The organism is Eubacterium sp., assembly GCF_057858645.1.
The window spans coordinates 1-14406 of sequence record NZ_DBLZZO010000022.1; the positions used below are offsets into that span (position 1 = coordinate 1).

The 14406-nt window shown below is 33.0% G+C and carries 12 protein-coding genes and 1 pseudogene; 2 read left to right on the forward strand and 11 right to left on the reverse strand.

Annotated features, from left to right (window positions below; genetic code table 11):
* Positions 1 to 132: 132 nt before the first annotated feature.
* From ACZM4J_RS08545 to ACZM4J_RS08570, 6 genes and pseudogenes are all read right to left on the reverse strand, one after another.
* On the reverse strand, positions 133 to 567 hold the full coding sequence (locus ACZM4J_RS08545) for a hypothetical protein (protein ID WP_428244823.1): 435 nt from the start codon (positions 565 to 567) through the stop codon (positions 133 to 135).
* 9 nt (positions 568 to 576) lie between these two features.
* Positions 577 to 1101 carry a hypothetical protein gene (locus tag ACZM4J_RS08550; RefSeq protein ID WP_428244824.1) on the reverse strand — a complete coding sequence of 175 codons (525 nt, stop codon included), beginning with the start codon at positions 1099 to 1101 and terminating at the stop codon, positions 577 to 579.
* Positions 1102 to 1125: 24 nt separating this feature from the next.
* Positions 1126 to 1239: pseudogene (locus ACZM4J_RS08555) on the reverse strand (RHS repeat-associated core domain-containing protein); the annotation flags it as partial.
* Positions 1240 to 1908: 669 nt separating this feature from the next.
* Positions 1909 to 4113, reverse strand: coding sequence for a PTS sugar transporter subunit IIABC (locus tag ACZM4J_RS08560; RefSeq protein ID WP_428244825.1), 2205 nt, complete (start codon positions 4111 to 4113; stop codon positions 1909 to 1911).
* Between the two features lie 221 nt (positions 4114 to 4334).
* Entirely contained in the window at positions 4335 to 5399 is a 1065-nt protein-coding gene (locus tag ACZM4J_RS08565) for an FUSC family protein (protein WP_412622489.1), read from the reverse strand.
* A gap of 269 nt (positions 5400 to 5668) precedes the next feature.
* Positions 5669 to 6100: a MarR family winged helix-turn-helix transcriptional regulator gene (locus tag ACZM4J_RS08570; RefSeq protein WP_302689570.1), complete on the reverse strand. Its 432-nt coding sequence runs from the start codon at positions 6098 to 6100 to the stop codon at positions 5669 to 5671.
* 274 nt (positions 6101 to 6374) lie between these two features.
* On the opposite strand from ACZM4J_RS08570, the gene ACZM4J_RS08575 reads away from it, so the two are divergent.
* On the forward strand, positions 6375 to 6824 hold the full coding sequence (locus ACZM4J_RS08575) for a MarR family winged helix-turn-helix transcriptional regulator (protein ID WP_022164969.1): 450 nt from the start codon (positions 6375 to 6377) through the stop codon (positions 6822 to 6824).
* A gap of 24 nt (positions 6825 to 6848) precedes the next feature.
* Entirely contained in the window at positions 6849 to 8177 is a 1329-nt protein-coding gene (locus ACZM4J_RS08580) for an MATE family efflux transporter (RefSeq protein WP_412622491.1), read from the forward strand.
* Positions 8178 to 8506: 329 nt separating this feature from the next.
* Here the strand turns inward: ACZM4J_RS08580 and nagB are convergent, their stop codons facing one another.
* The 5 genes from nagB to ACZM4J_RS08605 form a co-directional block, all read right to left on the reverse strand.
* Positions 8507 to 9235, reverse strand: coding sequence for a glucosamine-6-phosphate deaminase (gene nagB, locus ACZM4J_RS08585; RefSeq protein ID WP_022164971.1), 729 nt, complete (start codon positions 9233 to 9235; stop codon positions 8507 to 8509).
* Between the two features lie 131 nt (positions 9236 to 9366).
* Positions 9367 to 10233 carry an HAD family hydrolase gene (locus ACZM4J_RS08590; protein WP_117998768.1) on the reverse strand — a complete coding sequence of 289 codons (867 nt, stop codon included), beginning with the start codon at positions 10231 to 10233 and terminating at the stop codon, positions 9367 to 9369.
* Positions 10217 to 12538 (reverse strand): glycoside hydrolase family 65 protein, encoded by a 2322-nt coding sequence (locus ACZM4J_RS08595; RefSeq protein WP_412334377.1) that lies wholly within the window; start codon positions 12536 to 12538, stop codon positions 10217 to 10219. Before ACZM4J_RS08595 ends, ACZM4J_RS08590 begins: the two co-directional genes overlap by 17 nt.
* A 28-nt stretch (positions 12539 to 12566) precedes the next feature.
* A complete protein-coding gene (locus ACZM4J_RS08600) occupies positions 12567 to 13439 on the reverse strand; it encodes a carbohydrate ABC transporter permease (RefSeq protein WP_022164974.1) in 873 nt (290 codons plus the stop codon).
* A 2-nt stretch (positions 13440 to 13441) separates the two neighbouring features.
* On the reverse strand, positions 13442 to 14326 hold the full coding sequence (locus tag ACZM4J_RS08605) for a carbohydrate ABC transporter permease (RefSeq protein WP_022164975.1): 885 nt from the start codon (positions 14324 to 14326) through the stop codon (positions 13442 to 13444).
* Positions 14327 to 14406 lie beyond the last annotated feature (80 nt).

A 14406-nucleotide genomic window follows, 5' to 3' on the forward strand; every position in this document is an offset into this window, starting at 1 on the left:
TCAACAACCTGCTTTTTGAATTCATAACTGTATTTTGCCATAAAAATACCGACCTCCAATCGTTAGATTTTTAGGTCTAACTTTTGGGGGTCGGTACAGTAATATCTATATTTCCGGCTTTTAAAATTCATTTTAATATTGATTTAAATTATTTAATATTTCTTCCATTTCATCACTGGTAAAACACCTATCTCTTTCCACTGGGAATTTATTATACTTTGGAAAAAGAAAACGCTTTCCAGCTGTCTTTATGACAAAACTTTTTACTGTCTCCTCTAATCTAACCTGTCCATTTATATAATATTTTTTCAATGTGGAATAAAATATAACGCTACCTGTTTTGTATTCAACTTTATATATAGTAATCATATTATTATAATATATAAGAAATAAAATCATAATAGTTGCAACTATGAATCCTGCTATTAAAATTAATATGTCTTCCCAGCTCTTTGCTATAACCATTGCTAATGCTTCAAAGCAAAAAAGTATAAAAGCCATTATCACAATCATCACTAATGACCTTCTCTCCATTTTTCTTAATTTATTCTTTTCTATTGTCATCATTACCTCACCTTATAATTTTATTTTCTTCTTTTTATAATAATATTTAATTGTTTTTTTAAACCTTGACACTTTAATTTTAACATAGTTCTTTTTCTTTGTGTACTTATATGTGAATCCCCATTTACTTTTCTTTTTAGTTTGATTTCTTTTCATTTTATCTAATGATTTATAACTTACATATCCTATTTCTTTTGTATATGTAAAACTAGAGCCCAAAGTTACTGGAAATAAACTTGCTGATCCACCCCCTGATCCTTTTGCTCCTCCTCTCATATTTGCAAAATCAAATGATATTCCTGTTGAAACATATGCTCCCCAAGAATAAGCTGCTGATAAATCTAGCCCCCATCCTAACATTTCTTTAAGACTTTTCATACGTGGAAACCATACAAAAGCCACTGAGCAACTAGCCGAAGCATTTATTTGGAATTGTACCCCTGGTGTAACTGTTACATTAAAGCCATGTTCATTTGCATTCACTCCAAAGCTGAGAACTCCACCCAATACACATGCTGCTTGTAATTCCAAATACACACCAACTACCCAATGTCCACTCGGATCAACATAATTTATCGGATTTCCAGCACAATATGCATATAGATTCCATGTATTTTTGTCAGTTCCTGTGCCTCTATAGGTATCCTGGCTTAAAAATTCTCCATCATTTGAATCATAATATCTTGTCTTCTATAATTAAAATTTTCATTCTGCCACCTCCTGAAATACTTAATTTATAAGTTTTTTCTCTTCAACTCAATTTCATAGGTTATTTAACACTATCAGGGTTCATTTTTAATTTGTCCCCGATAGCCAACCATTAATTTATAACTATTTTCTTACACGTATTTCTACTTTATTTAATCATAAATATTTTTTTAATTCTGTGTAATAACTATTATTCTGCGCAATAGCTATTATGCCAATATCAATCCTACAAAAGAAACATTAAACGAATATTAAATTTTCTCAATTTGCTATTCCTAACATAATCCTTGATTTTTTCAACTTACTATCCCAGAGCTAGTCCTTGAAATAGTTAATAATTTATATAACTTATTAATATATGAAAAACTCAAATCAATCATTTATACAACAATATATAACAGAGCAAAGAATGTCGCTTGCGACATTCTACGCAACCAGCGCGTGCCTATTTAGCAATATTTTTCCATTCGTGCGAGTGCGCATCCAAAGTGGAACGTTTCTTATTACATAATAAAAGATGCAGATTAAAGAACATATCTTTTTTCTGCATCTTAATTTTTCATATTTTATATCTGTTTTTATTTTGTATCTACGGCTATTTTATTTTTAACTTTTTAAATTTCCAAACCTTACCCTCTACTTATAAATATCAATCGCGAAAAGTTCTTCTCCGGCTTTGACTTCTCCTACTTTTATTACTCGGATTTTCTCATTGTCTTTTAATTCCGTACACATAACCGGTGTATCAAGAGATGGTGCATTTTTCTTCAAATAATCAATGTCAATTTTCATTATTGGCTCGCCTTTTTTCACCTTCTCACCCTTTTGTTTTAGAATTTCAAAACCTTTTCCCTGTAGCTTTACAGTATCAATTCCCACATGGATAATCAGGCTCACCCCATCATCTGTTGTAAAACCTATTGCATGTTTTGTATCGAAGACAAAAGAAATCTCACCATCTGCTGGAGCCTTAATAACACTATCTGTTGGTGTAACTGCTACTCCGTCTCCCATCATTCTGCTTGCAAAGGCCTCGTCATTTACTTCACTTAAATCTTTTGCCACGCCTATAACTGGACTATAGATAATTTTAGTGTCTAATGGAAACTTTCCAATCTTATCTTCATTATTTTGCTTCTCCAAACTGCCACCATTATTTTCACTACTGTTAATTCTTTCATGCCTGCTATCGTTGCTGTTTCCAGACTTCTCACCAACATATTCTATATTTTCCGCAGTTTCTAAATAATCTTCCAAATTAGATTTTATTACAGTAACTTTCGGTCCATAAATAATCTGCACGCCGTTGCCTTTGTGAATTACTCCCGAAGCTCCAGATGCTTTTAAAATATCATCATTTACAAGTTCAGATTTAAAAACCGTACATCTAAGTCTTGTTGCACAGCAATCTACATCCGAAATATTTTTCTTGCCACCTAGTCCATTGCAAATCATTTGGGAAATTTTGTCTGCTGCTTCTTCATTTGCAGATTTATCATTCTGCCAATCGTTCTTACCTTTTTTTGCTTCCACATCACTTCTGTTATAAAGCTTTACTTCATCGCTATCATCTCTACCTGGAGTTTTCAAATCCATTTTTTTAATAAGAAGTGTAAAAAGAAAATAATACACGATAAAATACACTACACCAACTACCACAATCCATATCCAGCTTGTCTTTCTGTTTCCCTGCATTATTCCAAATAGAAACATATCAATAAGTCCACCTGAAAAAGTCATTCCTACGCCAACGTTAAATAAATGCATAAGCATATATGCAAGTCCTGCCAACACACAATGTATTCCGTAAAGAACAGGTGCTACAAAAAGAAATGTAAATTCAATGGGCTCTGTTATCCCTGTAATCATAGATGTTAAGGCTGCTGACAATAACAAACCTGATACTGCTTTTCTTTTTTCAGGCTTTGCAGTTTTGTATATTGCAAGTGCTGCCCCCGGCAGTCCAAAAATCATTAAAGGGAATTTACCTGACATGAATCTGGTTGCAGAAACTGCAAATTTTGAAACAGTTGGATCTGCTAACTGGGCAAAGAAAATATTCTGAGCCCCTTCAATTAACTGGCCGCCAACTTCCATGGTTCCACCCACTCCTGTTTGCCAGAACGGTAAATAAAATACATGATGCAAACCAAATGGTATAAGAAGTCTTTCCATAAATCCGTACACCCATGTGCCAACATAACCTGAATTAAGAACAAATTCCCCCACAGAATATATACCGTTTTGTATTACCGGCCAAACAAAAAACATTAAAATTCCTACCAATGTGTAAACCAACGCACTAATAATGGGTACAAACCTAGTACCTCCAAAAAAGGACAACACCTGATGTAATTGAATTTTGTAAAATCTGTTGTGAAGTGCCGCCACACCTAAACCTACAATAATTCCACCAAACACACCCATTTGAAGAGAGGTAATACCTACTACATCGGCTGTTGCACCCCTAAGCATATTTTCCGCTCCACCGTTAATTGTAATCATGGCTCCAATTGATGCATGCATTATAAAAAAAGCAATTGCTGCTGAAAGTGCTGCAACTTCTTTTTCTTTTTTTGCCATACCAATTGCCACGCCCATTGCAAAAATAATAGGTAGGTTGGTAAATACAATATTCCCTGCATCACTAAGAACTCTGAAAATCCCATTTGCAATTGTTCCCGGTCCCATTAACTTCCACAAACCATAGGCTTTAAGCATTGTTTCATTTGTGAAGGAACTGCCAATTCCAAGCAATAACCCAGCCACAGGTAGTATTGCAATAGGCAACATAAATGATCTTCCTATACGTTGCAACACACCAAAAATTTTATCTTTCATAAAAAACTCCTTTTACCAAGAATAACTTTTATTCATCTAATTATTATTCTTAATAAAAGGAGTCAGTTTATACCTGCTAAAATATATTCGATTTGGAAACTTTTGTAATTATCACTTTCAACTATTTTATATTAAACTATACTTTGTTATTATTCTAATTTGAATTTTTCTTCTCTTAAATTTCTTAATTATACATCTATATTTTTTTGTTTTAAGCATTGTTATTCCGTTATTAAATTTTCTTTTCTATTTTTTATATATGAAAATACATTATTAAATACATGGTCAAACAAAACTGTATATAATGAAGCAAAAATATTTGCACAAATTCTTAACAATACTGCTGTCTTTACACCGAAAATTCCAGAGGCAATATACAACGCTCCAAATGTATTGTAAACTGTCTGCCATGAATAGCCGGCTGAATAACCAACACCAATTCCACCTATAATTCCAATATATGGATGCACCCACTTAGGGAGGGCATAGTAAAGGGCAACAAATATTAGGCTGCCCACAATGTTAAATGGTGCTCTTTTCTTTGCCTTTGGTGCAATGTCACTGGAAAATGGAACACATACTGACATGCAGGCAATTCCTACCCACATTGCCCTTGGTATATTTAAAAGATTAATAATTAACATTGCTGTTGAAACTGTAAGTGTTAATTTTAAATACCAGTTATTTCTAGCAGAGTGTATATTGAATTCTCTAAAAATATCCATAAAACCTCTTTTATGAGGTCTGTTTTTCTGATTTTTATAAAAAACCCCCATACAAATTAGCATACCTACAACAAGGCTGACTACACGTAACTGATAACTTTTTCCTGAAACATCGTAACCTTGAAGTAATAAATATCCCAGTACAAAAGTTGAATGATTGTACATTATTACATTATGGCATCCAAACATCATTAGTAAAAATATGCAAACAATATTAATAAGAAAGGCTGTAAAAGGATCAACCATGTTGCTTAACCTTGGACCGACTATTAATATTGCAAATATCCCGGCTATTGAGATTAGTCCATGGGTTGTTTTTATTCCAAAATCTGCCTGTCGCAACACAAGTATTGCAAGAAGTACCACAACTCCCGGCACACTGTTGTCATTTCCAAAAATCATGCTAAATGCTGTTACTACCAAAAAGCAAAATGCTACAACCAAATATACTTTGAAATTATAAATTAAAATGTGTCGTGTTTTTTCTTTTTTGTCTGTTGTGTTTTTTATTAATTGTTTTGAGCCTGTTGAGCTTAACTGTAATTCCTGATAAAACGTCATCTTCTATTCCTTTCATTTATGTTAAACAACTTTTAATAATCCGCGGCTAATAAAATTTAGCTATCACCAATCTGTATTTGCTAAAATTAAACTATTTCCAAATCTGCGTCTAATAAAATTACGAAAGCACGCTCCCGCTGCTTCCACCTCGTAGCGGTTCTATCAAGCCGACTACGCTGCCTTGATGAACCGACGGGTTCCAAGCACTTTCTTTAATTTTTATTAACCGCAGATTTTGTTTATATTTTCGATTTTATATTGTTGGCGGTTTATTTTGCCAATATACTATTTGCCTGTTTTATTAGTTTGAATAATTGTTCAAATTCTTCCTCCGCCATATTTTCCTTTAATGCATATAGTGGATTTAAATAATAGTAATACATATCATCAATTTCTTTTTTTCCTTTTTCAGTTATTATCAATGTATAACTTCTTTTATCCTCATTTGTGCGGATTTTTTCTATAAGCTGCTTGCTCTCTAGTTGCTCTATTAATCTGCTTATGATTGTTTTGCTTATGCCCATTGCATCTTTTAAGTAACCGGGTGTTACTTTTTCTTTGGACAAGGCAACTCTAAACAGCATATCCAGTTCCTGTGCTGATGTACTCTGACCTTTGTGGGCTTTCTTTATTGCCATACTACTGAAGAATCTAAGCTCTCCATGTTTTTCTATCATGTCTTTCCAATTTTTATCTTTCATTTTCTGTTACTTCCTATTTCTTTCTTTTTAAAATAGTTCACTTTATGAACTATTTATTTAAGTAATATATACTATTTTATATATTTAGTCAAGAAAAAATTAGTGATTTACTAAAACATAATAGTTGACACAAGTCCGAAATCATACTAGAATGTGTAAAGTATGCTTTCGGACTTATTAAGCCTATTTATTTTTATAAATGCAAATATTTTAAATTATTTTACCTAACTTATTTATTAATAAGATTTAGTTACAATTGCAAAGGAGTATTGTTATGGAACAATTTAATAAAGCATATATCAGCCCTAACTTAATGGCATTTAACAGAATTTATCAGACTTTTGATGGCATCTATCATGACATAGCTTTGAAGCTTGGATTATCTGATAGCGGATTTGTAATCTTATATACTATTTGCGAAACAGGTGACGGTTGCCTGCAAAAAGACCTAAGCACTATGCTTTCAATGTCAAAACAGACAATCAATTCATCTATCCGTAGATTGGAAAAAGATGATTTTTTAACCTTAACCAGCGGTAAGGGACGACAAATGCACATTTACCTTACCCCAAAGGGCAGACAGTTTTGTGAAAAAAAAATCTTTCCTCTCATAGCTATGGAAAATAAAGCTTTTTCCTGTATGAAGAAAGATGAATGCAACTTAATGTTGAAACTTTTTAACGACTACTGTCAGGCTTTAAAAGACAGTATCTCTAAGCTTTAACCAAATTATTATTTAGGAGAAAACATGAATATACAATTATCAGATCATTTTACTTATAAAAAATTATTTAGATTCGTACTACCATCAATTGTTATGATGATTTTTACATCTATTTACAGTGTTGTAGACGGGCTTTTCGTATCTAACTTTGTTGGGAAAACCGCCTTTGCATCTGTCAATCTTATTATGCCACTTATGATGGGACTTTCTGCGCTGGGCTTTATGATTGGTACAGGTGGTAGTGCCATTGTGGCAGCAACCCTTGGTAAAGGTCAGAAGAAAAAAGCTAATGAATACTTTTCAATGCTTGTTTATACAACTTTAATTGGCGGCATTGTTGTTTCAATATTAGGATTTTTCTTAGTTAAGCCAATCGCCATTGCTCTTGGTGCCACAGGTGACCTGCTTAACAACTGTTTGATTTACGGAAGAATTTCTTTTATTTCATTAACTGCATTTATGCTTCAAAATGTATTTCAAAGTTTCTTTGTAACTGCTACTAAGCCAAAGCTTGGCTTGTGCGTAATCGTGTCTGCGGGAGTTACTAACATGATTCTTGATTTTGTGTTTATTTACATTTTGCAAATGGGCGTTGCCGGTGCTGCTTGTGCAACAGTTTGTGGTGAATTTATTGGTGGGCTTGTTCCTATTATTTATTTTTCAAGAAAAAACTCAAGTTTGCTAAGACTTGGCAAACCTGTTTTTTCAGGAAGAATTTTGCTTAAAGCGTGCACAAATGGTTCATCAGAATTAATGACTAATTTATCAAGCTCCGTTGTTAATTCCTTATACAATTTGCAGCTTATGAAATTTGCAGGTGAAGACGGGATTGCAGCATACGGAACTATTATGTATGTAAACTTTATATTCGCTGCTATATTTATCGGCTACTCAATTGGTAGTGCTCCAATTGTAAGTTATCATTACGGTGCCAAGAACCATATTGAGCTAAAAAATCTATTTAAAAAAAGTCTGTCATTTATTAGCATATGTGGTGTATGTTTAACGATTCTTTCTTTTTCAATAGCATCACCATTGTCTAAACTTTTTGTAGGTTATGACAAGGATTTGTTTGCCCTAACAGTTCACGGTTTCAGAATTTATTGCCTTACATTCCTTGTTAACGGCTTTAATATATATGGTTCTTCATTCTTTACAGCACTAAACAACGGTCTAATATCAGCTACTATTTCTTTCTTAAGAACACTGGTATTTCAGATTATTGTTGTAATGACACTTCCAATCCTATTTGGAATTAACGGTATTTGGATTGCCGTTGCTGTTGCAGAACTTTTAACATTGTGCTTTACAGCCTTCTTCTTTATTAACAAACGAAAAGTATATCATTACTAAAAGTTAATTTTTACAACACAAAACATCCCTTGCGATGTTCTTCACACTGGATGCGTACTTAATCGCAACTAATTTATTTTCACACCTAAGTGTGTCTTTATTGGAATAACGGAAATTCTCGAAGAATTTCCATTACATATTAAAAGGGATTAGCCATTGTTACACAAACTAACAGTGGCTAATCCCTTTTTATGAAATACACTTTTTTGAAATATTCTTTTGCGAATTTCACTTTATGAAATACACTTTCCTTGTAGATTTCACTTCATGCTATTTTATCTTATGTAATTATTATTTGTTTGATTAAACAAATTTTCTCTATAAGTAAATTATTGAATATACTTAGCAGCATCTTTATCTACAATAACTGTTACATGATTATGTAACTGTAAAATTGATGCCGGTACCTTTGGAGTTACAGGTCCAAAGAAAGCTTCCTTAACAATCTCAGCCTTGTTGGCTCCGCTGGCAATAAGTAAAATATGCTTTGACTGCATAATTGACTTGATTCCCATTGTAAATGCCTTTTCAGGCACTTTTTCTCCCGGTTTGAAAAGTCTCTGATTTGCATCTTTTGTACTTTGAGTAAGTTCAACACAATGTGTCATCTTCTCAAATGATTCGCCCGGTTCATTAAAACCTATGTGACCATTTAAGCCAATTCCTAATAATTGCATGTCAATGCCACCTAACTTTTCAATGATGCCGTTGTAGCGTTCACATTCAGCTTCTTCGTCTTCTGCCATACCGTTTGGTAAATATGTATTTTTCTTATCAATATTAATTCTGTCAAAAAGATTTTCATTCATAAAGAATCTGTAGCTTTGTTCGTGAGTTCCCTCTAAGCCCTTGTATTCATCCAGATTAACAGTTTTTGTCTGAGAAAAATCTATATCACCTTTTTTGTACCAGTTTACAAGCTGATTATATGTTCCAATAGGAGTCTCACCTGTTGCCAAACCAATTACTGAGCCCGGCTTTAAAATCACCTGTGCTGACAAATAATTAGCTGCTTTTCTACTCATGTCCTTGTAATCATCTGCTATGATAATTTTCATCGTTTCGCTCCTTTTATAACTAACAATTAAACCATTGTTACAATTCATTTATTCCTGTTTATTTTTCTTATGTATTCTGACTTTTATCAGTTCTTTTTATCTTTTGTTCTTATCAATTTTACTCTTGATTACTACTGATTCTGCTCTTTTAGGAAATTGATAAATGTATCAACGCTACCGCCTACTACCTGAATCTTTTCAGGTCTTGTTCCTTCAAGTAATGATACATCAAAGAAATCACCATTCTTTGTTTTTTCTGTTAGCATAAAACTGTCACTTCCATACAAGCCTTCTTCTATGCCAACATATTCATCACCCCAAAATGAACAATCCTCAGGCAAAATGCCTTCCTTAGAAATTTCTTCAAAAATAGTATCAACATTGTCGCTTTTACATGAAATACCAACTTCCAAATATTTTGCATCACATGTAGCTGACACTTCCATGCCATTTTCTTTTCCGATTTTTTCTGAAATGTCAATTAAATCTCTTAAACCATTTTTTAAACCATGGTCACTAAGAAGTGTTTTTAATTTTGACATTTCATCTGCCTGCATAAATAACTGATCACCACGTAAATCTTCTACCATTAAATCAATTTTGCAGTAATTGGGTCTTGAAAAAACTATATCAGTTTTCAAGCCATATTCTTTTAACAGATATCTGTGAACCTGATAACATATATCATGTATTTTTAGCAAATCTTCATCCTTTGGAATACAGTCTGCAAAAACTTCCGGCTTACCATCAACCATTTGGTAATTAAAAGCACCTCTGCCTAAACCTAAATAAAGATTTTCATTTTCTTCTTTTGTAAAATACTTATGAATTTCTCCACCGGCAATCTTATCGTATGTAGTTCCACTAACAATGATTAATTTTATGCCTTTCTGTAGAAGCGGTTTCATTGCCTGAACTGTTTCTTCCACAGGTGCCTGTCTTGACATAACTGCTGTTCCGTCCCAATCGAAAAATATGGCTTTATATTTTTTGTACATATTTTTCTCCTTTCTTCAATGTCAGGCTTTCACCTAAACTTTCAAAACTGATTTCCACATCATTAAGTAACTGATAAGTTACATCCTCTTTTGTAATCTTTATGCTTAAATCACTTCCCTTATATTGAATATTAAATTCATAAGAGTTCCACTGATTTGGAATCTTTGGATTAATTTCTAAATAACCTCTGTTTGATCTTACGCCTGCAAAACCAAATACAATGCCCTGCCATGTACCTGCCATGTTTGCAGCATGGATACCTGCATAAAAGTTGTTATGCATATCCTCTAAGTCCATTGTTGCAGACTGTGAGAAATATTTATATGCTTCATCATCATATCCAATCTGACTTGCCAAAATTCCAAAAATACATGTTGATAAAGATGAATGATGCAATGTAACTGTCTGATAAAAATCATAATTTCTCTTTAACTCTTCGTTAGTAAAGTAATTGCTGTAAAGTAACATACCAAGAATTGCGTCTGCCTGCTTAGCCATCTTCTGTCTGTAAACAAACAGTGGATGATAATTTTCATAAAGCAAATGTCTCTTTTCTTCAGGTATCTTACTTTCATCCCATGGCTTTCTCATAAGGAAGCCGTCATCCTGTGGATAAATCTGCAATTTTTCATCGTATGGGAAATACATATTCTCAATAATTCTTTCCCAATACTCAACTTCATCTTCACTGAAATCTAACTTCTTAACTAACTTGTTGTAAGCTTCCTTATCTAATTCTTTTACTTTATTTAAAGCCCAAACTGCACTTCTTAAATTTTCTCTGGCAATTAAGTTAGTGTAGAAATTGTTATCTACAATTGCGTTATATTCGTCAGGTCCTGTTACTGCACAAATGCAATATTTATTATCCTTGCACTCTGCAAAACAGCCAACATCTGCCCATACTCTTGCTGTTTCAATTAAAACTTCTGCTCCTTTTTCAATTAAGAAGTCATAGTCTCCTGTAATATCAAAATACAATTTGTAAGCATAGGCAATATCACCGTTTATATGATACTGTGCTGTACCAAGTGGGAAATATGTTGACGCTTCCTCTCCATTAATTGTTCTCCATGGATATAATGCTCCCTTTGTGTGACCGAGAATTCTAGCTCTATCTCTTGCCGCATCTAAAGTATCATATCTGTAAGTTAATAACTGTTTTGCAAGTTCTGCGTCAGTGTAAATGAAAACAGGTAGTACATACATTTCTGTATCCCAAAAGTAGTGACCTTCATAACCTTCACCACTTAAACCTTTGGCGCCCATACCTGTTCTACCATCACGACCTGCTGACTGCATAATGTGGAACAAATTAAATCTGATACCCTGCTGTAACTGATCATCGCCTTCAATCTTAATGTCAGCCTTCTTCCAGAACTCCTGCATGTATTCTTTTTGTAATTTTTCTAAGCCGTCAAAACCTAATTCATTTCCTTTTTCTAATTTTTCCTGAATAAAGCCATATAACTTGTCTTTATCCATATCTAAGTCAGATGAATAAGCTATGATTTTTTCAAAAGTATATTCTTCATTCCCTGTTACATCTAATTGATATGTAACAACAGCAGTTTCTTCCTGAATATCTTTATCTGTAATTTCTCCACCACACTTACAAACACTTCCACATGCCATTGTAAATTTGTTATTTTTCACTTCTGCTTCATATATAAGTGTGTCACCCTTAACATCAAGTCCTCTTGGAATTAAATGTTTTCCATAAGGGCCATAATCAATTAATGGGTTTGTAGTGCTTGTGTGATTTTCCACTGCTCCATCAAAGAATGAATTTATCTTAACTTTTCCACTGAAATTTAATGGTGTAAATTTAATCTGTATACCCATTAAATTCTTATCACTAAAAGACACTAATCTTTTAAAAGTTACTTTTACTTCTTTGCCTTTAGGTGATTTCCAGTAAACATTTCTTATAACTTCACCGTCCTCCATCAAAAGGCTTCTCTCATATTCTTTGATTTCTCCTGTAAATAAATCAAATGGTTCATCATCAAATATGAGAGTTGTCTTTTTTAGATTAGGAAGGTTAAGTAATGATTGGCTTTTTTTAGGGAATCCAAAATTCCACTCGCCATATCTTATATTCTCACTTTCATAGAAACCATTAATAAAGTTTCCCTCTAAACCTTCATCTACTGTAAAAGGATAACCTTCATCAAAAGTTCCTCTTGTACCGATATATCCATTAGAAAGAGCAAATGTTGTCTCATTTCTATAATTCCATTCTTTTAAAAATTTTTTCTCTGTAACTTTCCAGCTTTCTACCGGATATGTATTTTTTTCCATTATAAGCCTCCATAATTTTCTCTAAAATTTAGCCCTTAACAGCTCCTGCTGTTAAACTTTCCATAACCTGTTTCTGTAATATAATAAAGAAAATAATTGTTGGTAATACTGTTATAACTACCGCCGCAAACAGTGCTGAATAATTGTTTGCAAATGTTCCTAAATAATAATTTAATGCAATTGGAACTGTTCTTGCTGTGTCTCCACTTGTGAGCATTAATGCAAAGTAGAACTCGTTCCATGTATTAATAAACTGAAGCATTGCTATTGTTGCAAATCCAGGTTTTGCTAAAGGAAGAATTACCTTTGTAAAAGACTGTATAAATGATGCTCCGTCAATATATGCTGATTCTTCAAGTGCTAAAGGAATTGTTTTATAATAACTTGTCATTACGAAGAATGACATTGGAATTCCCATGGCCGCGTAGACTATAATTAGTCCAAGTTTTGTATCATATATACCCAATGTTTTGAACATTGAGAATAATGGCTGTGATATAGCCTGTGCAGGTAACATTAATGATGCTGAAATCATAAGTACAAGCAAAGGTTTTAATTTAAAGTTGTATCTTGCAGTAACATAGGCACACATTCCTACTACAATAAGTGTTACAAGAACGCTGACACCTACTACAATTACACTGTTTAAAAAGTATTTCTGAATAGGTGCATATTTAAATGCATCTACATAGTTTGAGAAATGGAATGCCTTAGGTAATGATAATGCTGAGGCATTGATTTCCGCATAAGTTTTAAATGAACTTAATGCTGCCCATATAATTGGTCCAATTGATATAAATACAATTAGAAGAAGGAATAAATATTTAAATATGCTTAGAACAACCCTTAAGGCAGCCGGCTGTTTTTTTAATGATTTCGGTCCGCTTACTTTTTCTGCCATCTTTATACCTCCTCTAAATCTTTTTTCTGGTTAAATAGTTTCTGAATTAAAATTACTAAAACTAAACCTAATATAATCTGTACAACACCAACTGCATTTGCCTTACCATAATTGTTCTCTAAAGTAATTATCTTGTACAAATACATTGGCAGGTTCAACGTACTGTTACCAGGTCCGCCCTTGGTTGTCATATAAATAATGTCAAACTGTGATACCATTGCAACTGAAGCTAAAATTACACATGTTCCAAATGCATTCTTCATTAATGGAATTGTTATGTATCTGTCAGCCTGTCCCGGTGTTGCTCCGTCTACCTGTGCTGCTTCGTAAATGTCAGGGCTTATTGCCTGCATTTCACCTAAGAAAATTAACATGTTAAATCCTGAATAAAATACCCATGTTGCTGTTACTGTCCAGAATGCATATTTTGAATTACCAAAAAGGTTAATTACCATTGTTGTGTCAATTCCTAATTTCTCGTATATCATTTTTACTACACCGAATGTAGGATTTAATAATAATGAATACATTACTGCTGTTGCAGCTGTAGGTATAATGTTAGGTATTACATAAGCTACTCTTGTAAATTTCCAGCCTCTTGGTTTTCTTCTTAAAATAAGAGCCATAATAAAACCAATAGAAACATGTAATGTTGACTGTATTAACACCCATTTTAATGTGTTAATAATTGCGACTTTGAAATCCGGATCTGCAAAAATTGTTTTAAAATTATCCAATCCCTGAAATACCGGTGACTGTGCCACTGAATAATTACAAAATGATGTAACTATAACCATTATCAAAGGTATTGCATACACTATGCAAAATAGAATCACACAGGGTAATGCAAATGCCAATATCCATCCTTTTTTATTTTTTGTAGACATTTTCTCACTATCCTTTCACAAAAAAAGACTGTCCCATATAATTTTCTTTGTGATTATTTATATGAGACAGTCATCAACCT